At 64.9% G+C, this 19,350-nt stretch carries 16 protein-coding genes; 14 read left to right on the top strand and 2 right to left on the bottom strand.

Going from position 1 to position 19,350, the window contains the following annotated elements:
• Positions 1-4: 4 nt before the first annotated feature.
• A complete protein-coding gene (locus FOS14_RS06985; RefSeq protein WP_143769549.1) occupies positions 5-2,068 on the bottom strand; it encodes an AMP-binding protein in 2,064 nt (687 codons plus the stop codon).
• Positions 2,069-2,197: 129 nt separating this feature from the next.
• Here FOS14_RS06985 and FOS14_RS06980 point away from each other — a divergent pair, with 129 nt between their 5' ends.
• Both FOS14_RS06980 and FOS14_RS06975 read left to right on the top strand, forming a co-directional pair.
• A complete protein-coding gene (locus tag FOS14_RS06980; RefSeq protein ID WP_143769548.1) occupies positions 2,198-3,418 on the top strand; it encodes a cytochrome P450 in 1,221 nt (406 codons plus the stop codon).
• Positions 3,419-3,496: 78 nt separating this feature from the next.
• Positions 3,497-4,060, top strand: coding sequence for a TetR/AcrR family transcriptional regulator (locus FOS14_RS06975; protein ID WP_255450126.1), 564 nt, complete (start codon positions 3,497-3,499; stop codon positions 4,058-4,060).
• On the opposite strand, the gene FOS14_RS06970 is transcribed toward FOS14_RS06975, so the two are convergent.
• Positions 4,036-4,491 carry a nitroreductase/quinone reductase family protein gene (locus FOS14_RS06970; protein WP_143769546.1) on the bottom strand — a complete coding sequence of 152 codons (456 nt, stop codon included), beginning with the start codon at positions 4,489-4,491 and terminating at the stop codon, positions 4,036-4,038. The two genes, FOS14_RS06975 and FOS14_RS06970, sit on opposite strands and share 25 nt — an antisense overlap.
• Positions 4,492-4,622: 131 nt before the next feature.
• Here FOS14_RS06970 and FOS14_RS06965 point away from each other — a divergent pair, with 131 nt between their 5' ends.
• The 12 genes from FOS14_RS06965 to FOS14_RS06910 all read left to right on the top strand — a co-directional run bounded on the left by FOS14_RS06965 (position 4,623) and on the right by FOS14_RS06910 (position 19,344).
• A complete protein-coding gene (locus FOS14_RS06965) occupies positions 4,623-5,384 on the top strand; it encodes a TipAS antibiotic-recognition domain-containing protein (protein ID WP_143769545.1) in 762 nt (253 codons plus the stop codon).
• 168 nt (positions 5,385-5,552) lie between these two features.
• On the top strand, positions 5,553-6,767 hold the full coding sequence (glf, locus tag FOS14_RS06960) for a UDP-galactopyranose mutase (RefSeq protein ID WP_143769544.1): 1,215 nt from the start codon (positions 5,553-5,555) through the stop codon (positions 6,765-6,767).
• The gene (locus FOS14_RS06955) at positions 6,764-8,662 is read left to right on the top strand and encodes a glycosyltransferase (protein WP_255450124.1); all 1,899 of its coding nucleotides are present in this window, start codon (positions 6,764-6,766) and stop codon (positions 8,660-8,662) included. The genes glf and FOS14_RS06955 overlap by 4 nt, the downstream gene beginning before the upstream one ends.
• Positions 8,652-9,188, top strand: a complete 537-nt coding sequence (locus tag FOS14_RS06950) for a phosphatase PAP2 family protein (RefSeq protein WP_370512184.1) — start codon at positions 8,652-8,654, stop codon at positions 9,186-9,188. The genes FOS14_RS06955 and FOS14_RS06950 overlap by 11 nt, the downstream gene beginning before the upstream one ends.
• Complete coding sequence (locus FOS14_RS06945) at positions 9,185-10,111, top strand: decaprenyl-phosphate phosphoribosyltransferase (RefSeq protein ID WP_143769542.1); 927 nt, start codon at positions 9,185-9,187, stop codon at positions 10,109-10,111. Before FOS14_RS06950 ends, FOS14_RS06945 begins: the two co-directional genes overlap by 4 nt.
• Complete coding sequence (zomB, locus tag FOS14_RS06940; protein ID WP_143769541.1) at positions 10,089-12,026, top strand: flagellar motor control protein ZomB; 1,938 nt, start codon at positions 10,089-10,091, stop codon at positions 12,024-12,026. Before FOS14_RS06945 ends, zomB begins: the two co-directional genes overlap by 23 nt.
• Positions 12,027-12,262: 236 nt before the next feature.
• Positions 12,263-13,309 (top strand): alpha/beta hydrolase, encoded by a 1,047-nt coding sequence (locus FOS14_RS06935; RefSeq protein WP_370512183.1) that lies wholly within the window; start codon positions 12,263-12,265, stop codon positions 13,307-13,309.
• A 269-nt stretch (positions 13,310-13,578) separates the two neighbouring features.
• A complete protein-coding gene (locus FOS14_RS06930; protein ID WP_221936666.1) occupies positions 13,579-14,550 on the top strand; it encodes an alpha/beta hydrolase family protein in 972 nt (323 codons plus the stop codon).
• A gap of 189 nt (positions 14,551-14,739) precedes the next feature.
• Complete coding sequence (locus FOS14_RS06925) at positions 14,740-16,593, top strand: alpha/beta hydrolase-fold protein (RefSeq protein WP_143769540.1); 1,854 nt, start codon at positions 14,740-14,742, stop codon at positions 16,591-16,593.
• 104 nt (positions 16,594-16,697) lie between these two features.
• A complete protein-coding gene (locus FOS14_RS06920; protein WP_143769539.1) occupies positions 16,698-17,237 on the top strand; it encodes a DUF732 domain-containing protein in 540 nt (179 codons plus the stop codon).
• Positions 17,238-17,243: 6 nt separating this feature from the next.
• On the top strand, positions 17,244-18,218 hold the full coding sequence (locus FOS14_RS06915; protein WP_185981649.1) for a cutinase family protein: 975 nt from the start codon (positions 17,244-17,246) through the stop codon (positions 18,216-18,218).
• 142 nt (positions 18,219-18,360) lie between these two features.
• Positions 18,361-19,344 carry an LLM class F420-dependent oxidoreductase gene (locus FOS14_RS06910; RefSeq protein WP_143769538.1) on the top strand — a complete coding sequence of 328 codons (984 nt, stop codon included), beginning with the start codon at positions 18,361-18,363 and terminating at the stop codon, positions 19,342-19,344.
• Positions 19,345-19,350: the final 6 nt, after the last annotated feature.

Here is a 19,350-nt window from a genome sequence, read left to right as displayed (position 1 = left end):
TCGATCAGCGAGCGCCGGGTAACTGGCGCTTGAGGACCTTTCCCGTGGCATTGCGAGGCAGTTCGTCGACGAAGGTGATGTCGCGTGGCACGGCAAAGCGGCTCAGCCGGTGCCGTACGTACGAGCGCACCATGTCTTCATCGATGCGTACGCCCGGGCGCGGGACTACGAATGCCGCGAGACGCTGACCGAATTCCTTGTCCGGCACACCGATGACGGCGACCTCGCTGATCTGCGGCAAGCAGGACAGCGCTTCCTCGACCGGTCGCGGAAAGACGTTCTCCCCACCCGAGATGATCATTTCGTCGTCACGGCCAGCGACGAACAACCGGCCATCGGCGTCCAGATAGCCGAGATCGCCGGTGTCCATCATGTTGTCTGCACGCTCTGGTGCCGACGCATCAATGTAACCGTCGAAAAGCATGTCGTTGCCGACGAATATCCGGCCCAGCGCACCCTGCGGCACGGCCCGGCCGCGGCTGTCGACTATCGCAACGGTCGTGCCGAGCGGCGGCCTGCCAGCGGTCATCGGCGCGGCCCGCAGGTCGGCAGGGTCGGCGATGGTCCCCCAGGACACCTCGGTGGAGCCGTAAAAGTTGTACAGCACGTTGCCGAACGCGTCCATGAAGTCGGTGACGAGCGTGGCCGACATCGGTGACCCGCTGCACGCGACAACCCTGAGGCTGGACGTGTCGTATTGGCGCCGAACGCGTTCGGGCAGGTCGAGCATGCGCTGGATCATCACGGGGATGGCGATTAGTGATGTGCACCGGTGCTGCGCGATGGCCGCCAGACACTGCTCGGCGTCGAACCGGGATTGCAAGATGACATGGGCCCGAATCGGTGTGCTGATCTGCAGGGCCGCGAAACCCCAACTATGAAACAGCGGCGCGGCGATGAGCATGCGATCGTTCATCTGCAGTGGCATGCGGGAGAGCATGGCCGCGATCGGACCGAACCCCTTGGGTGTCGGCCGCCGCGCACCCTTCGGGGTCCCGCTCGTGCCGGAGGTGAGCACGACAATGTGGCCAGGCTCGGCCGGGCGGTCGAATTTCGTTCCCGCGCTGTCGATCAGCTCCGCGGTGGAAATCCGGTCGGGGATCGACGAAGCCGGCTGCAGGCTGATCCGCGGTATGTCGTGCGGCAGGTACTGGATGAGCGGGTCGAACTCGTCATCGACGAGTAGCGCCGACCAATCGTGGCGGCTGCCGATGTCTTCGACCTGTCGGGTACCCAGGCCGGTATTGAAGAGCACCGCGGTGACGCCCAGTTTGCTGCAGGCAACAAGGCATTCGACGAGCGCATAGTGATTGCGGCTCATCACACCGACGGTGGAATCTGCGTCCAGTCCGCGCGTCTCGAGCGCGCTGGCGAGTCGATTCGAGCGCTCGTGCACCTCGGCGAAGGTGTGCGTTGTCGAATCGTCGGTGATCGCAGGGTTTTTTGGCGAATGTGCTGCCGCTGCGGCGAACCCGCCGGCCACTGTGACGCCGAATTTTGCAAGCGAATTGAGTTGTCGTACACCTCGATCCGGCCGCGCCGTTCGGACCACTCCGGTGCGGATCATGGTCATGGCAACGCTCAACTGCAACGAGCGCGAGTCACCGTTATTGGTGAGCACCGACGTCGGCCGGTTAGACAGATAGTCCTCGACGCGTTTGAGCCCGTCGAGCACCCAGGAGATGGCGGCAGCGTTGTCCGCGGCCGCGACCGCCCGATGCAGCGTGGCGATTTTGAACAGGGTCACCGTCACGCGGGTACTGCGCCCGCCCTTGGCGTCGGCGAGGCGAATCGACGCGAAGCCGTCCGCGTCGACGGCCTCGATAAGCATCTCGGATTTCGCGCGCACGGTCACCGGTTGGATCTGATGGACGCGAATTCCTACCGCGGCGGTCCCGACGTGCACGGAGTAGACCGCCGGTTGGTCCGGCGCATCCGCCGTCACTCTGTCGCACCGGCCGATGTGGTGGAAAAAGCGGACGAGCAACTCGGGGGTGTTGAGGATGGTCCAGATTTCGCTGCGCGGATGCTCGAGCACCGCGCTGCAGTCCACGACGTCGGATACCACCCTGACTCCCGTCAGCCCAGCGAGAGGGTTTGCGTATTTGTACCGACCGGTGAGTCCGCGGGTCAAGGACGCGGGGTTGCTGGACGCAACCTACTAGACATATATGTCCATGTGTCTCATAGTTGAGATATGCAGGCAAAGGTGTTGCCGAAAGCGTCATTCGTGCCGCGCGCAGGAGATACCTGGCGCGATCCGTGGCCGATGTACGCGGCGCTGCGCGACCATGACCCGTGCCACCACGTCGTACCGCCGGGTGATCCGGACGCGGACTATTACGTGTTGTCCCGCTACGCCGACGTGTACGCCGCCGCCCGTGACACTGAAACGTTCTCCTCGGCCGATGGACTCACCGTGCACTACGGCGAGCTGCAAAAGATTGGCTTGCAGGACAATCCGCCGCTGGTCATGCTCGACCCGCCGGACCACACGGCCTTTCGTCGCCTCGTGTCGAAGGGATTCACACCGCGGCAGGTCGCCGCGGTGGAGCCGGCGGTGCGGGCATTTGTCATCGAACGGCTCGACCGCCTTCGTGCGGCCGGGTCGGGCGACATAGTGACCGAGCTCTTCAAGCCGCTGCCGAGCATGGTTGTGGCGCACTACCTCGGTGTGCCCGAGCAGGATCGCGGCAGGTTCGACGGGTGGACCGACGCCATCGTCGCCGCAAACGCTCTCGGCGACACGCTGCAGGCCGCGCAGGCGGTGACCGAGCTCATGGGCTACTTCACCGAGTTGATCGAGCGTCGTCGCGTTGAGCCGGGCGATGATCCGATTTCGCACCTCGTCGCGGCCGGGATGGGTGCCGATGGCGACGTCGCCGGCCTGCTGTCGATACTCGGTTTTGCGTTCACGATGGTGACCGGCGGCAACGACACCACCACTGGAATGCTCGGCGGCGCAGTGCAATTGCTCACGCAGCGCCGGGACCAGCGGCAGCTGCTCATCGCTGAGCCCGCGCTCATTCCCGACGCGGTCGAGGAACTTCTGCGGCTCACCTCGCCAGTGCAGGGTCTGGCCCGCACTGCGACCACCGACGTGACAGTCGGCGACAAGACCATCCCGGCAGGCCGAAAGGTATTGCTGCTGTACGCGTCTGCTAACCGGGATCCCCGGGAATTCGGGCCGGACGCCGATGATTTGGACGTGACGCGGCGGCCGAAGCAGATTCTTACGTTCAGCCACGGCGCCCACCACTGCCTCGGTGCCGCTGCCGCGCGGATGCAGGCGCGAGTCGCGCTCGCGGAACTGCTGGCGCGGTGCCCAGATTTCGACGTGGATGTCGACGCCGTCACCTATGCGGGCGGGAACTATGTGCGGCGGCCGACGAGTGTGCCGTTCCGCGCGGCGGCGTGACCGGCGAAGGCCGCAACGAGTGAGGATCGCAGCGCAGCGAGGACCGGAGCGAGTGGAGGCCGAGCAATAGAGAACTGGTTGAAGGAGGAACGCTCGGCCGCCGCCGCTGAGCGCATTCTCGACGCCGCCGAGCAGTTGTTTCTCGACCGCGGCATCGAGGCGACCGGCATGGCCGACATTGCCCGGGCCGCGGGCTGTTCGCGCGCGACGCTCTACCGATACTTCGATAGTCGTCGAGCGTTGCACCTGGCGTTCGTGCACCGGGAGGCGCGGCGCGTGGGCGAGGAGGTGGCGCGCGGCATTGAGGGGGTCGCGCCGGATGCCGTGCTCGTCGAGGCCATGACCCGGGCCATCGCGCTGGTCCGGGCGCGGCCGACGCTGGCTGCTTGGTTCCGGCTCGGCGAGGCCGGGATCGCCGCCGAGATCGCCCAGTCGTCGGAGGTGATCGAGGCGCTCGGGGTGGCGTTCTTGGGTCGGGCCGGTCTCGCCTCCGACGACTTGCGGATGGTCGCTCGATGGATCGTGCGGATCATCGTGTCGCTGCTGACCGTCCCCGAGGGCAGTCCGGACGAGGAGCGAGCTTTGATCGAACGATTCGTGGCTCCGGTGGTGCCCGCTCAGGCGATCCGGAACACGGGATAGCCGGGCGCGATCTCGCGCAGTCGGGAGTCGTCCGCGTCGGGGCCGACGCCATCGAAGTATCCGGATACCTGCGAGTTCAACCGCTGCAGGTAGGCCCGGAGCAGTTCGGGCTTGGCGTCGTCGGCAAGCTCGACGGCGGTGAATGTGTCTCGGCGGCGCCCGAGTTGCAGTTGTCCTGTCGAGCTCGCGCGCAGGTTGCGCACCCACTGGGTGTTTCCGCGCGGCGCAACGAGGTAGCGATCGCCGTTGTATTCGAGCAGGTTGACCGGTGTGCTGTGCCAGGCACCCGTCTTGCGACCCTGCACCAGCAGCAGTCGGCTGCCAGCGACGCTGATGCCCCACTTGGCGAGGCGCGCCATGATGCGGTTCGGCACCTGGGCGAACGCGCCGGTGCCGGGCTCCAGGTAGCGCTTGCGGTCGTAGGTGGTCATTTCCTTCTCCTCACTGTGAGCGGTGCTCTCTGTTGTTACTAGTGAACTCCTTTCGTTCGGACAAGTCAAGAGCACTGCTCTCGAAATAATGGAAGATTCTGATTGACATTGACGCGACGTCAACTTGCAGCATGGGTTGTGTGAGTGCGAAACCCGAGTGGTCGATTCAGGACCTCAGCAAAGCCGCCGGTACCACCAGTCGAACCCTGCGTCATTACGGCGAGATCGGACTCTTGCGTCCGTCGAGAGTCGGGACCAACGGTTACCGCTATTACGACCAGGATTGCCTGATCCGGTTGCAGCGGATCCTGCTGCTGCGCGACCTCGGATTGGGCTTACCGGCCATCGCTCAAATTCTCGATGGCGAGCAGGAGCCGGTCGCCGCGCTCGAAACCCACCTGCAGCTTCTCGAACAATCCCAGGCCCGGCTCGCCCGCCAAATCGAGTCGGTCAAGACAACCATTCGTAAGTCCCGTGGAGGTGAACCACTGATGGCAACAGAAGCATTCGACGGCTTCGACCACACCCAGTACAAGGACGAGGTGATCGAGCGCTGGGGTAAGGAAGCGTATGAAAGCAGCGACCGCTGGTGGCGGTCTAAGTCCGATGCCGACAAGAAGGCGTTCCAGCAAGCCCACGTCGACATCGCCGCCGACTATGCGCAGGCGCGCGACGCGGGACTGCCGGTGGATGACCCGACGGTTCAATCGATCGTGCAGCGGCACTACGACTGGATCGTGCTTAGCTGGCAGGGTCAGCAGCCCTCCGCGGAGCGGTTTCGCTGCTTGGGGCAGATGTACGTCGATGACGAGCGCTTCGCGGCGAACTACGGTGGTCGGTCCGGCGCCGAGTTCGTGCGTGATGCGATGGCCGTGTACGCCGAGCGGATGTAGCGCGTCCAGACCGCGGAGGCGGGGGACCGCTGGTCGCGTCAGCGGGCACCGGGGGACCCCTGCTTCTGGAGGGGAGGCCGTCGGAGTCGCCGGAAAGAGAGTGCGGTTTGTCATGTCCACGGACTGGCAAACCGCACCTGCCTGTACGGGCAGCTACCCTGAGTTCCCGTGACCGGTGCATCTTCGACCAATTCGCCTGGCGAGTTCGACCTACTTATCGTCGGCTCTGGGTTCTTCGGGCTGACCATCGCCGAGCGTGCGGCCACGCAACTGGGCAAGCGGGTCCTCATCGTCGAGCGCCGCCACCACCTCGGCGGTAACGCCTACTCCGAGCCTGAGCCGGAAACCGGCATTGAGGTGCACAAATACGGCGCACACCTGTTCCACACCTCGAACAAGCGGGTGTGGGATTACGTGACGCAGTTCACCGAATTCACCAACTATCAGCACCGCGTTTTCGCGATGCACAAGGGTCAGGCCTACCAGTTCCCGATGGGGCTGGGCTTGGTCTCGCAGTTCTTCGGGCGGTATTTCACGCCCGATGAGGCGCGCAAGCTGATCGCCGAGCAGGCCGCCGAGATCCACTCTTCCGAGGCCACGAACTTCGAGGAAAAGGCGATCTCGCTGATTGGGCGGCCCCTCTACGAGGCCTTCATGCGCGACTACACCGCCAAGCAGTGGCAGACCGACCCACGGGAATTGCCAGCAGGCAACGTGACCCGGCTGCCGGTTCGCTACACCTTCGACAACCGCTACTTCAACGACACCTACGAGGGTCTGCCGGTCGACGGTTACACCGCCTGGCTGGAGAACATGGCGAAAGACCCGAATATCGAGGTGCGGCTCAACACCGACTGGTTCGAGGTACGCGACGAGCTGCGTGCAGCGTCGCCGGAGGCGCCCGTCGTTTACACCGGCCCGCTGGACCGGTACTTCGATTTCAGCGAAGGCGAACTCGGCTGGCGGACGCTCGATTTCGAGACCGAGGTCGTGCCTACCGGCGATTATCAGGGCACTGCGGTGATGAATTACAACGACGCCGACGTTCCCTTCACCCGCATCCACGAGTTCCGGCACTTCCACCCGGAGCGGGACTACCCCAAGGACAAGACGGTGATCATGCGGGAGTTTTCCCGCTTCGCCGAGACCGGTGACGAGCCGTACTACCCGATCAACACCCCCGACGACCGGGCCAAGCTCACTAGATACCGCGAACTGGCGAAGAAGGAAATGGCCGAGTCGAAGGTGCTCTTCGGCGGGCGCCTGGGCACCTACCAGTACCTGGACATGCACATGGCCATCGCGAGCGCGTTGAGCATGTTCGACAACGTGCTGCGCCCGTACCTGGAATCCGGCGAGCCGCTGCACGAGGTCGAGTCGTGACGGACCCTACGACCCAAAGTCTTCTGCAGCGCATCCTGCTCCCGCGACCCGGCGAGCCGCTCGACGTGCGGACGCTGTACCTGGAGGAGGCCAAGACAAACGCGCGCCGCGCGCACGCGCCTACCCGCACCTCGTTGCAGATCGGCGGCGAATCAGAGGTTTCCTTCTGCACCTACTTCAACGCCTTTCCGGCGAGCTACTGGCGGCGCTGGACGGTACTGACATCGGTGTTGCTGAAGCTGGAGCTTTCCGGACACGGCCGTGTCGACGTGTACCGGTCCAAGGCCGATGGTTCCCGGATTCACGTGGCGGGCAAGGAGTTCCGTGACGAAGGCTTGGAATTCGAAATAGATCTAGGGCCGTTCGAGGACGGCGGCTGGATCTGGTTCGACATCACCACCGACACGGACACGGCTCTGCTGGCGGCCGGCTGGCACGCGACGATGCCTGCGGCAGGAGCGGAGCCTGCGGAGCGACCCGAAGACACAGGCGATGACTCGATTGCGGTCGGCATCCCGACCTTCAATCGCCCGACTGACTGTGTCAACGCGATGCGGGCACTGGCGTCGGACCCGTTGGTGCTGAGCAAGCTTCGGGCCGTGATCATCCCCGACCAGGGGACCCGCAAGGTCCGCGACGAGCCCGGCTTCGCCGAAGCCGCTGCGGCCCTTGGTGATCGGTTGGCCATTCACGATCAGGCCAACCTCGGTGGATCCGGCGGCTACAGCCGGATCATGTACGAGGCGCTGAAAACAACTGATGCCCAGTACATCCTGTTCATGGACGACGACATCGAGATCGAGCCGGACTCGATCCTGCGTGCGCTGGCGATGTCGCGTTTTGCCAAGAAACCGATGCTGGTCGGCGGGCAGATGCTGAACCTGCAGGAACGCAGCCACCTGCACTCGATGGGTGAGGTGATCGACCGCGCCTCGGTGATGTGGACCGGCGCGCCGAACACCACTTACGACCACGATTTTGCCAAGTACCCGCTCAGCGACCGGGACAACTCCAAGCTGCTGCACCGCCGTATCGACGTCGACGGCAACGGCTGGTGGATGTGCATGATTCCGCGCGTGTGCGCGGAGCGGATCGGTCTGCCGATGCCGCTGTTCATCAAGTGGGACGACTGGGAGTTCGCGTTGCGCGCCCGCGACGCGGGGTTCCCGACGGCGACAGTGCCGGGCATCGCGATCTGGCACATGGCGTGGAGCGACAAGGACGACGCCATCGACTGGCAGGCCTACTTCCACCTGCGCAACCGCTTGGTGGTGGCGGCGCTGCACTTCCCGGGCAGCATCCGCGGGCTCATCGCCAGCAGTGTCAAGGCCACCATGAAGCACCTGCTGTGCCTCGAGTATTCGACTGTTGCGATCCAGAATCAGGCGATCCGCGATTTCTTGGCGGGCCCGCAGCACATCGCGGCAATCCTGCCGACCGCGCTCGGTGATGTGCACGCGATGCGCAAAAAATTTCCCGACGCGGTGATCGTGAAGTCCTCGACCGAACTGCCGCCGGCGTCGGGAGCCGAGGTCGGCGCCGTTGGCGAGCCGGCCAATCCGCTGGCGAAGGTGGCGCGACTGGGCAAGGGAATCGTGCACAACCTCAAACCTGCGCACCCTGAGCATCACGAGCGCCCGCAGCTGAACGTGCCGACGCTGGACGCGCGGTGGTTCCTGCTCTCGCAGGTGGATGGCGTCACGGTGACCACCGCAGACGGCCGAGGCGTCGTGTACCGCAAGCGCGATCCGCGTAAGGCCGCCGCGCTGCTGAAGGAGGCGGTACGCCTGCGGCGCGAGTTGGCGCAGCGGTTCCCTGGGTTGGTCGACGACTACCGGGCGGCGCACGCAGAGCTGACGAGCGCGCAGAGGTGGGAGCAGGTCTTTGGAAACTGACATCGAAATCCCGGCATCGAGCGGAGAGGTCGCGGTCCTCAACGCGGTGCAGTCCGGGTTGGGTTCGCATCCGAGCGTGATCAAGACCGCCCGCGCGATGTCGCACTTCGGCGAACATGCTCTCGGCTGGGTCGGTGTTGCCGCGGTCGGCGCGGTCCTTGATCCAGCGCGGCGGCGGCAGTGGGGTGGGGTCGCGGTCGGCGCGGTCGGCGCGCACGCGGCATCCATCGTGATCAAGCGAGTGGTCCGCCGGCCGCGACCCGATCATCCGTCCGTGGCGGTCAATGTGTCGACGCCCAGCAAGTTGAGCTTCCCGTCGTCGCACGCCACGTCGACGACGGCGGCGGCGGTGCTACTTGGTCGGCTGACCGGGCTACCCTTGCCTGCGGTGCTCGTGCCGCCGATGCTGCTATCGCGCATGGTGCTGGGCGTGCACTATCCGACGGATGTCCTCGCCGGTTCGGCGCTGGGCGCGGCGTCGGCGGCTGCGGTGCTGGCTGCCGAGAAGAGGTTTGCGGAGATATGAGTGAAGAGCCGACTGGGCACGATCTGGCCGAAGGCGTCGTCAAGGGACCGCCGAAGACGCTGCTGGGCGGCGTCATCAAGGCGATCCGGCCGCGCCAATGGGTCAAGAACGTGCTCGTGCTGGCTGCACCGTTGGCCGCCGGCTCGATCACCCATCTCGATGTGCTGGCGCCCGTCGGGTTGGCGTTCGTGGTCTTCTGCCTGGCCGCGTCGGGCATCTATCTGATCAACGACGCCATCGACGTCGAGGCCGACCGGGCACACCCGACCAAGCGTTACCGTCCGATTGCCGCCGGCGTGCTGCCGGTGAACATGGCCTACGGGCTCGCCGTCGTGTTCCTCATTGCGGCGTTCGCGCTGTCCTTCTTCGCAAACTGGCACCTGGCCGTGGTGATGGCCGTTTACATCGCCGTGCAGCTGGCGTACTGCTTTGGTCTCAAGCATGAGCATGTTCTGGACATCTGCATCGTCAGTTCAGGATTCCTCCTGCGCGCCGTGGCCGGCGGTACCGCGGCGGGCATCCCGCTGTCCCAGTGGTTCCTGCTGATCATGGCGTTCGGATCGCTGTTCATGGCGGCCGGCAAACGCTACGCGGAGATCCAGATTGCGCTCAGTACCGGAGCGAAGATTCGCAAGTCGCTCGAGGCGTACACACCGACGTATCTGCGCTTCGTCTGGACGCTGTCGGCCACTGCGGTGGTGATCTGCTACGGCTTGTGGGCTTTCGAGCGCGATCAGAACGAGCACTCCACCTGGTTCGCCATTTCGATGATCCCGTTCACCATCGCGATCCTGCGTTACGCGGTGGATGTGGACGGCGGTGAGGCCGGGGAACCGGAGGAGATTGCACTGGGGGACCGGGTCCTGCAGCTGCTGGCCATCGCCTGGATCGGAGTGGTTGGTGTCGCTGTCTACATCGCGTGAGGAGTTGACCGCGGAATTCTCCGAGGTCGCGGTAGACAAGGGCCGCGTGCGCTACCGGTATCCGAACCGGGTAACGAGCTGGGTCGTGTTTGTTGTCGGGATCGCCATCACCGGTGGGTTCTTCTGCTACGGCGGTTGGGAGCGGCGCTGGATTGCCGACGACGGGCTGATCGTGCTGCGCACGGTCCGCAACCTGCTGGCCGGCAATGGGCCGGTGTTCAACATCGGCGAACGGGTCGAGACCAACACGAGTACCGCGTGGACCTACCTCATCTACGCGCTGAGCTGGGTAACGCAGGCGCGCATCGAGTACGTCGTCCTCGGCCTGGCGTTGACTCTGTCGGTCTCCGCGATCGTGTTGGCGATGCTGGGTGCGGGCAAATTGTGGGGCGGTCCGCGGTCGGGCTTCGTGCTGTTGCCGGCGGGCGCGATTGTGTATATCGCGGTGCCGCCGGCGCGCGACTACGCGACGTCGGGACTCGAGATCAGCCTGGAGATCTTCTGGCTGGCACTGGTCTGGTTCCTGATGATGCGGTGGAGCAAGTTGGAACGTTCTGGGGCCGCCACCGTGCTGCCGCTGTGCTTCCTTCTCGGTCTGGGGCCGCTGGTGCGCCCGGAGATGACGATCTTCGCCGTGGTGTCGCTCGCCTTCCTGTTCTTCACTCCGATGCACAACCCGGTGCGCACTCGGATCGCCATGGTCCTGATCGCCGGGGCCGTGCCCGTCGGTTACCAGATCTGGCGGATGGGCTACTACGCATTGCCGTACCCGAACACCGCGGTGGCCAAGGATGCGGTCGGCAGCAAATGGGGTCAGGGTTTCACCTACTTGTGGAATCTGGTCGGTCCCTATGTGTTGTGGCTGCCGCTGGCGCTGCTCGTCGTCGTGACCGTGCTGGTCCTGCGTCGCCGAGCGGGTGCGCCGGCGGACGTGGTCGCCACTGCCACGCCCAAGCAGCCAGTGTGGCGCCGTCTGCAACGGCGGCTGCGCACCCCCGGCGCGGTGGTCGCGTTGTTCCTCGTGTGCGGCCTTTTGCTGACCGGCTACACGATCAAGGTCGGCGGCGACTTCATGCATGGCCGGATGTTGTTGCCGCAGCTGTTCTGCTTCCTGCTGCCGGTTTCGGTGATCGCGATCCGGGTGCCGGAAGACTGGCGATCCCGTAGCGAGACGACGGGCTTCGCGCTCGCCGGTATCGGCTGGATCGCGACCATCGGCTGGGCGATATTCGCGTCGAACACTGTCGGGATGCCGAACGGGACGGTGATCGGCCGGTCCGGAATTGTCGACGAGCGGGCCTACTACGTCCTCAATACTGGCCACGCACACCCGATTCTCGCCGAGGACTATCTGGACTACCCGCGCATGCGGGCGATGCTTCGCGACATCAACGAGACGCCGAACGGCGGCCTGCTACTGGCTTCCCCGTCGTTCGAGTTCTGGGATGTGGCGCCGCCGCCGCTGCCGATCCCGCCCGGCGGAGCGGGTCACACCGTGTACTTCCTGAACCTCGGCATGACGAGTATGAACGTGCCGCTCGATGTTCGGGTGATCGACCAGGAGGGCTTGGCGTACCCGTTGGCCGCCCACACCGTGCGGCTCAAAGACGGCCGGATCGGGCATGACAAAGATCTCTATCCGGACTGGGTGATTGCGGATCTGCACATGGTGGACAAGCACCCGTGGATGCCCTGGTATCTGGATGAGGATTGGGTCAAGCAAGCCGAGGTCGCGTTGAAATGTCCGGAAACTGAAGATTTGCTGACGTCGTACCGCTCGGACCTCACCTGGGCCCGGTGGAAGCAGAACTTCAGGCGCTCCCTGGAGTTTGCCAAGTACCGATTTGATCGGGTGCCCAAGTACGAGATTCAGCGCTGTGACCTGCCGAAACCTAAGTTACAGCGCGGCTACTGAAACGCTTGCAGAACCGCTAGCGATAAGGGAACGGCCGAGCTGCGGCGTAGGACCAGGTATCGTTACCGCTACTTTCGGTTTCGGTTCGGTCACGGCTGCTGCCGTTAGGAAAGAAAACCGAAAAGATAGTCAGCAAGTCACATCAGTAACTCTGGCAACAAAGCCCAGTTGATGACGGATGTCGACCTGCGCAGCGTCACGTGCGGCCAAGCGTCGCAATACAGGAAAGGTCAAAGATGCGAACGATCTTCAAACGTTCCATGCGAACGGGCGAAGGAAGTCGGCGTAGTTGGGGTCGCCGCACTGTCATCGCTTTCGCCTTGGCGATGTTGCTGCCGATGGGCATTGCCATGGTTGGTGCAGGGGCACCCGCGCACGCCGCGTTCGATCCGCGCGGGTTCGACTTCTGGGTCAATGACCCGAACGGTGTCCCGCTCAAGTCGCGCATCTTCCGCGCCTACGACGGCAACACCAGCCGGGTTGTCTACGCTCTCGACGGTCTGCGGGCCCGCAACGACCTCAACGGGTGGGAAATCGAGACCAACGTTGCCGAGGCGCTGAATCGGGCCAACATCAACGTCGTCATGCCCGTCGGCGGTGAGAACAGCTTCTACTCCGACTGGGAAGCACCGAGCCAGTTCTTCGGTGTGGATGCCGGCTCCACGAGTGGATCGACCCAGAAGCTCCCCTACCGCTGGGAAACCTTCATCACGCACCAGCTGCGTGACGCGCTGGCGCAGCGGTTGGGCTTCAACCCGCACCGCAACGGCGTGTTCGGCCTGTCCATGGGTGGCAGCGCGGCGCTGATGTTCGCGGCCTACTACCCCGACCAGTTCTCCTACGCTGGTTCGTTCTCCGGCTACCTGAACATCTCGGCGCCGGGCATGAAGGAAGCCATGCGACTGGCGATGCTGAGCCAGAACGGTTACAACCTCGACTGCATGTGGGGCCCGCCGTGGGATCCGGCCTGGCTGCGCAACGACCCGTTCGTGTTCGCACCGCGCCTCATCGCCAACCACACCCGCCTCTACATCGCGGCTGGTAGCGGTATCCCTGGTTACAACGACCACGTGAACAACCTGCTCGACCTGTACAACACCACCAATGCCATGGGCTTGGAGGCGGTCGCGCTGGCCAACACCAAGGCCTTCCAGGTCCGGCTGGCGTCGCTGGGCTACACCAACGTGATCTATGACTTCCCGCCCGTGGGAACGCATAGCTGGGGCTGGTGGCAGGACGACGTCTACCGCATGATCCCGTCGCTCAGCCAGAGCATCGGTTAAGCGCAACTGAAAGCACTGTGGCCCGTCGCATCAAGCGGCGGGCCACAGTCGTCTTTGCGCAGTCGTCTTTGCGCAACGCGTCGAACGAAACTTCGCCCGATAGACGGATTCCCGTCTGTCGAACGAAGTTGTGTTTGTCCAGTCGCGGTCCACCCACTTGCCCGACCCGCCGAGAGCCGATACTGTCCTCGCGGCACCGTGACCAAAAAGTTATCTGTCGGTCACGGTTCGATTGCGGCGCGAGGGCGAAGAAGGGCGGGCACAGGTAGATGAGCATCGGTCGGGGGATAGTCGGTTGGCGTCTGATGTCTGCGATGACCCTTGCGCTCGCGCTGCTGAGCACCCTCGGACTCACTACCGCTACCGCGGCTCCGGCGCACCGGTTGCCCGCGCCCGGGTTCACCGTGCTGACGGTGCCGTCGAGCATGGGGCCCGTCAAGGTAGAGGTGCAGTGGGCCGCGCACGGCGGTGACGCCGCGCTCTACCTGCTCGACGGCATGCGGGCCCAGAACGATCGCAATGCCTGGTCTGCCGAAACCAACGCACTGCAGCAGTTCGCCGGCGACAACGTCACGCTGGTCATGCCGGTCGGTGGGGAGTCGAGCTTCTACAGCGACTGGTATGCGCCGAGCAATCTCAACGGTCAGACCTACACCTACAAGTGGGAGACGTTCCTGACCAAGGAGTTGCCAGCCTACCTCGCCAAGTTCGGCGTCAACCCAACCAAGAACGCCGTCGCCGGGCTGTCCATGGGCGCCAGTGCGGCGCTGACGTTGGCCGCCTATCACCGCGACCAGTTCAAGGCGGCTGCGGCCTACTCCGGCTACCTGAACATCTCTGCGCCCGGCATGCGCGAGGCGATCCGGATCGCCATGCTCGACGCCGGCCGCTTCAACGTCGACTCGATGTGGGGGCCGCCGTGGAGCCCCGCGTGGTTGCGCAACGATCCGTTCGTATTCGCGCCACAGTTACGCGGTCTGCCGATGTACATTTCCGCGGGCAGCGGATTGCCCGGCCCCACCGACCGGGCCGATTCGCCGATCGCGGTCTACAACACCACGAGTGCCATGGGGTTGGAAGCGCTGGCGCTGGTCAACACCAGGGCCTTCCAGGCACGGCTGGGCTCGCTCGGGATACCCGCGCGCTTCGAATTTCCCGCCGTGGGCACGCACTCCTGGAAGTACTGGGAGAGCGAACTGTGGAAGTCGCGCCCGATGCTGCTGCAGGCGCTGGGTGTCTAAAGCGACGCACTCGCGGCTTGCGTAGTACCTGAAGTCACACGAGTCACATCACTCTCAGCGCGTCCTCCCCGGTTTGGCCACCGCTTCGCGGTAGAAAAGCCTTGCAACACCAGGCGGCAGGCGATGCCGCCTGCGGCAACACCGGGGCGGTTCCACCCGGCCCCGTGATGGAAAGTGAGGCTCGACTCCATGCGACGCGCACTAGGACTACGCAAACGCACCCTCGGCCTGTGTGCCGCGGCGTTGGTGCTGCCTGTCGCGGCTGGGTTGGCAACCGCCGTCGTCGAGCCCACCAGCTATGCCGGACCGGCCGCCGCCCATGCCGATCCGGCCCCTGCCGGAGCCTCTGTTCAGAAGGTCATCTGGCTCACTGACCGGCGGGTGGCGCTGTGGGTGAATTCGCCGTCGATGGGCACCGCGATTCAGGTGCAACTATTGCTTGCCCGTGACTGGAACAACAAGCCGGAGATGAAGTTCCCGGCCCTGTATATGCTGGACGGCCTGCGCGCGACGGACATCGAGAGTGGATGGACCTCGGACGCCAAGGCCGAGCCGTTCTACGCGGACAAAAACGTCAACGTGGTGCTGCCCGTCGGCGGCCAATCGAGCTTCTACACCGACTGGCTCAAGGAAGACAACGGCCACAACTATCAATGGGAGACCTTCCTCACCAAGGAACTGCCGCCGATCCTCGAAAGTCAATGGCGTACAACACAAGTGCGCGGCGTCGAGGGCCTGTCCATGGGCGGCACCGCCGCGATGATGCTGACGGCCCGCAACAAGGGCTTCTTCAAATACGCGGCGTCGTACTCCGGCTTTCTCACCACCACCTCGCTGGGTATGCCGGAGGCCATCAAGTACGCGATGAACGACGCCGGCGGATTCGATTCGGCCGACATGTGGGGGCCGCCGACCAACCAGGCATGGCCCGACCACGACCCCTATCTGCTGGCCGACAACCTCAAGGACACCAGCCTGTACGTGTCCAGCGGAAGCGGTATGACCGGGCCCTACGACCAGGCCACGGGTATCCCGGGGGTCAGCACCAACTTCGCGGGCATGGGCCTCGAGATTTTGTCCCGGCTCACGTCACAGAACTTCGCCACCAAGCTCAACAAGCTGGGCATCCCAGCCACCGTGAACTACCGGCCGTCCGGCACCCACTCCTGGCCGTACTGGGACTTCGAGATGCGCCAGTCCTGGCCGCAGGCCGCCGCTGCGCTCGGAGTGGAGGCAGACAAGCCGGCGTGCACTGTAGGCGGTGCCATCGGGGGCGCGGTGGGCGCCAACAATTGGCTCGGTGACTGCGTCACCAACGAATACAACGTCACCGGTGGCGTGGCGCAGGATTACCGCTACGGCCGCGTCTTTTACTCCCAGGCCACCGGGCCGCAGGTGGTGGCCGGCCGCATCGGCGGCGCCTACCAGGCCAACGGTGGGCCCAACGGGCCGCTCGGGCTGCCCACCAGCGGCGAAAAGGTGCTGCCAGATCTGATTGGCCGGTACCAGGCCTTCCAGCACGGCTCGATCTACTGGAACCCCCTGGTGGGTGCGCATGCGGTGCGTGGCGACATCTTCACCGCGTGGGGCAAGCAGGGCTACGAGCGTGGCCCGCTCGGCTACCCGACGGGCGAGGAGGTCAAGACGCCGCACAAGGACGGGTCTGTGCAGGCCTTCCAGATCGGAGCCATGTACTTCAGCCCGGCCAACGGCACCCACTCGGTGCAGGGCTTGATCATGCAGAAATATGCCTCGCTGGGCTACGAGGACAGCTGGCTCGGGTTCCCGAAGTCCGACGAGCAGGGCCTGAAGAACCTGGGCAAGTTCAACGAGTTCGAGAACGGCTACATCTACTGGAGCCCGCTGTCGGGAGCGTGGACGGTGCACAAGGGCCCGATCTTCGACGCCTGGAAGTCGGTTGGGTTCGAAAATGGCCGGCTCGGCTTCCCGACCAGCGACGAGTTCCCCGTGCCCGGCGGTGTGCAACAGAGCTTCCAATTCGGGTACATCCTGATCAAGGACGGCAAAGCCGAAATCCACTGACATGATCAGCAACCGCGGATCCTTAACCAACCCTTACGGTTCGGCCGGGAGAGCGTCGGTAGCCTGAACCCAACCCGATTACCACCGGAACGAGGACGCGCTCGATGACCCGAAATGCCCTGGCCCGACCGATCTGTGCGGCGACTCTCATCGCTGCCGCCAGCGGACTGCTTGCGGCGTGCGGGGGAAACGACTCCACCGCGTCGAGCACGCCTTCCTCAGCGGGGGCGACGTCGGTGACCGCATCGGCTAATCCGTCGTCGGGTGCGCCGAACGGCGGTCAGAACTCGGCACCGGCGCCCACGAGTCCCGGGGCCGCCGCGACCGCGCCGCCGGAGACGCCGCAAGCGGTGCCGAGCGGCTTCCCTGGGCCGACGGAGGTTCCGGCCCGTACCTCGCGGGACAAAGAATTCCTCGAGGCGCTCAAGAAGGCCGGCGTGGACGTCTCCGGCAATGGTCAGTCCGCCATCGACATCGCCAACTACATCTGCGCGGCGAGCCAGGCCAATAGCCCGCAGCAGCAGATCAACGTGAACGTCACGGCCATGGCCGGCGTCGAGGCCAATCTCACCGGTTCGCAGATGAACCCGCAGGATGCCGCGCAGGTGTACATCGACACTGCGCGAAAGCACTACTGCAAGTAGGCCGTGATGATGGTTCGCCGCCCGGGACGCCGGTCCCGTCGAACGCTGCGCAACGTGGTGTTGTTGCTGCTACTTGCGATCGTCGTCATCGTCGCGGTCATTCTGCTGATCATTTATCTGATCAGCGGGCGAGTACCGAGCCCGATACCGGTGCCGCCGCCGAAACCGCCGGCAACGCAGCCGGCCAGCTGCCCGGACGTCGAACTGCTGGCCATCCCGGGCACCTGGGAATCCAGCCCGACGGATGACCCGCACAACCCGACGGCCAATCCCAACGCGTTGCTGCTCAACGTCACCCGACCACTGCAGCAGCAGTTCCCGCCGCAGCGCGTCGACGTGTACACGGTTCCGTACGTCGCGCAGTTCTCCAACCCGGTCGCCTTCCCGCCCGACGGGCAGCAATCCTACAACGTCAGCCGCAAGCAAGGCACCGACCGGGCCACCGCCGAGTTGACCCGCATGCACCACGACTGCCCGCTGTCCACCTACGTCATCGTGGGCTTTTCTCAGGGTGCGGTGATCGCCGGCGACATCGCCGCGCAGATCGGCCAGGGCAACGGTCCGGTGCCCGCAGACGAGGTGCTCGGTGTGACGTTGATCGCCGATGGACGCCGGGAGCCGGGTCAAGGCAACGCGGTGGGCCCCTCGCCGCCGGGTGTCGGTGCCGAGGTCGCGCTGAAGGGCCTGAGCTTGCTCGGCATCACCATGACCGGTCCACGCCCGGGCGGATTCGGTGACCTGGCCAGCAAGGTCTACAACATCTGCGCTCCTGGCGACATGATCTGCGCGGCACCGCAAGACGCGCTGAACCCGCTTAACATCCCGGGCAGCCTGGCCAAGCTGGTCGCGTCGGCCGGCAATCCGGTGCACGCGCAGTACAACAGCTTCGTCGTGGATCAAAGCGGGACCACCGCAACGCAGTGGACGGCACACTGGGCCGCACAGCTCATCAGCGCCGCCCCGCATCCAGCGCACAGCTGAGCCCGATAGAGTGCGCGTGGCAATCCCGCCCCCGCGCGCCCCCCTCTGTGCGTGATTTTTCACCGCCCGCGGTGAAAAATCACGCACAGGCGCACAGGGGGTTCGGACGGCCACGTGAAGAACTCGTCTAGGAAGGCGCTCGATGACTGGCACCGAACCGCGCAAGTTTCGCTTCGCTGCGGGTGGCGAGGGCGGACCGTCTGAAGGCGGCGCTCGCAAGTTCGTGCAACTGGCCCAGCAGGCCGAGGCGTACGGCTTCGACTGCTTCACGATCCCGGATCGCTTCGGCAACCAGGTTGCGCCGATCGCCGCGCTCGGTGCGCTGGCCGTCGCAACCGAAAGAATCCGAATCGGTACCTCGGTGCTGGCCAATGGCTTTCGCCATCCCGTCGTGTTGGCCAAAGATGCGGCCACCATCGACGTGCTGTCCCGCGGCCGGCTCGAGCTGGGCATCGGCGCCGGTTCGGTCAAGGACGAGTTCGACCGCGCAGGCATCCCGTTCGACACCCCGGGCGTGCGGATCGAGAAACTCGACGAGGCGCTGACCATCCTCGATGTGCTGCTGCGTGGGCAGGAGTGCACCTTCGACGGCAAGCACTACCAGGTGCACGGGATCAAGGGCTACCCACGGCCGCGCCAAGGTCCGCGGCCGCCGCTCATCGTCGGCGGAGGGGGCCCGAAGATGTTGCGGCTGGCGGCAAAGCACGCCGACACCATCTCGGTGGTCCCAAGGACCACGAAGGACGGCAAGGGGTTGCTCTCCGACATCACGATGGACAAGACCCTCGAGAAGATCGCGGTGATCCGCGAGGCGGCGGGCGAGCGCTTCGGTGAGATCGAACTCAGCTACACCATCACGGCGATCGTCGTCACCGACGACCGGCAGCACACCGCCGAGATGGCCGTCAACGCCATCGAACGCGGTCTGCACCCGCAATTGGAGGTGGATCGGCCGCTGACGGTGGCGGAAATCCTGGATTCGCCGTACGTAGCATTCGGGAGTTTCGAAGAGATCGCCGACCAGATTCGCCGCGTGCGAAAGGTCACGGGAATGTCGTGTGTGGGTGTTTTCCCCACCCAGATGGACGCATTCGCGCCGATCATTCCCCTGCTGCGGGGTGAGTAAGACCGC

This window comes from Skermania sp. ID1734 (assembly GCF_007489285.1).
In the GTDB taxonomy this organism is placed as follows: Bacteria; Actinomycetota; Actinomycetes; order Mycobacteriales; family Mycobacteriaceae; genus ID1734.
The sequence above is the reverse complement of the archived record's forward strand: the minus strand, read 5'-3'. Positions and strand labels throughout refer to the sequence as shown.

What these genes read in the sequence shown, in the direction of transcription:
- FOS14_RS06980 (WP_143769548.1), top strand. Translation starts at nt 2,198, where the DNA reads ATGCAGGCAAAGGTGTTGCCGAAAGCGTCATTCGTGCCGCGCGCAGGA.
- FOS14_RS06970 (WP_143769546.1), bottom strand. Translation starts at nt 4,491, where the DNA reads ATGACCACCTACGACCGCAAGCGCTACCTGGAGCCCGGCACCGGCGCG.
- FOS14_RS06965 (WP_143769545.1), top strand. Translation starts at nt 4,623, where the DNA reads ATGGGTTGTGTGAGTGCGAAACCCGAGTGGTCGATTCAGGACCTCAGC.
- FOS14_RS06945 (WP_143769542.1), top strand. Translation starts at nt 9,185, where the DNA reads ATGAGTGAAGAGCCGACTGGGCACGATCTGGCCGAAGGCGTCGTCAAG.
- FOS14_RS06935 (WP_370512183.1), top strand. Translation starts at nt 12,263, where the DNA reads ATGCGAACGATCTTCAAACGTTCCATGCGAACGGGCGAAGGAAGTCGG.
- FOS14_RS06930 (WP_221936666.1), top strand. Translation starts at nt 13,579, where the DNA reads ATGAGCATCGGTCGGGGGATAGTCGGTTGGCGTCTGATGTCTGCGATG.
- FOS14_RS06925 (WP_143769540.1), top strand. Translation starts at nt 14,740, where the DNA reads ATGCGACGCGCACTAGGACTACGCAAACGCACCCTCGGCCTGTGTGCC.
- FOS14_RS06920 (WP_143769539.1), top strand. Translation starts at nt 16,698, where the DNA reads ATGACCCGAAATGCCCTGGCCCGACCGATCTGTGCGGCGACTCTCATC.
- FOS14_RS06915 (WP_185981649.1), top strand. Translation starts at nt 17,244, where the DNA reads ATGATGGTTCGCCGCCCGGGACGCCGGTCCCGTCGAACGCTGCGCAAC.
- FOS14_RS06910 (WP_143769538.1), top strand. Translation starts at nt 18,361, where the DNA reads ATGACTGGCACCGAACCGCGCAAGTTTCGCTTCGCTGCGGGTGGCGAG.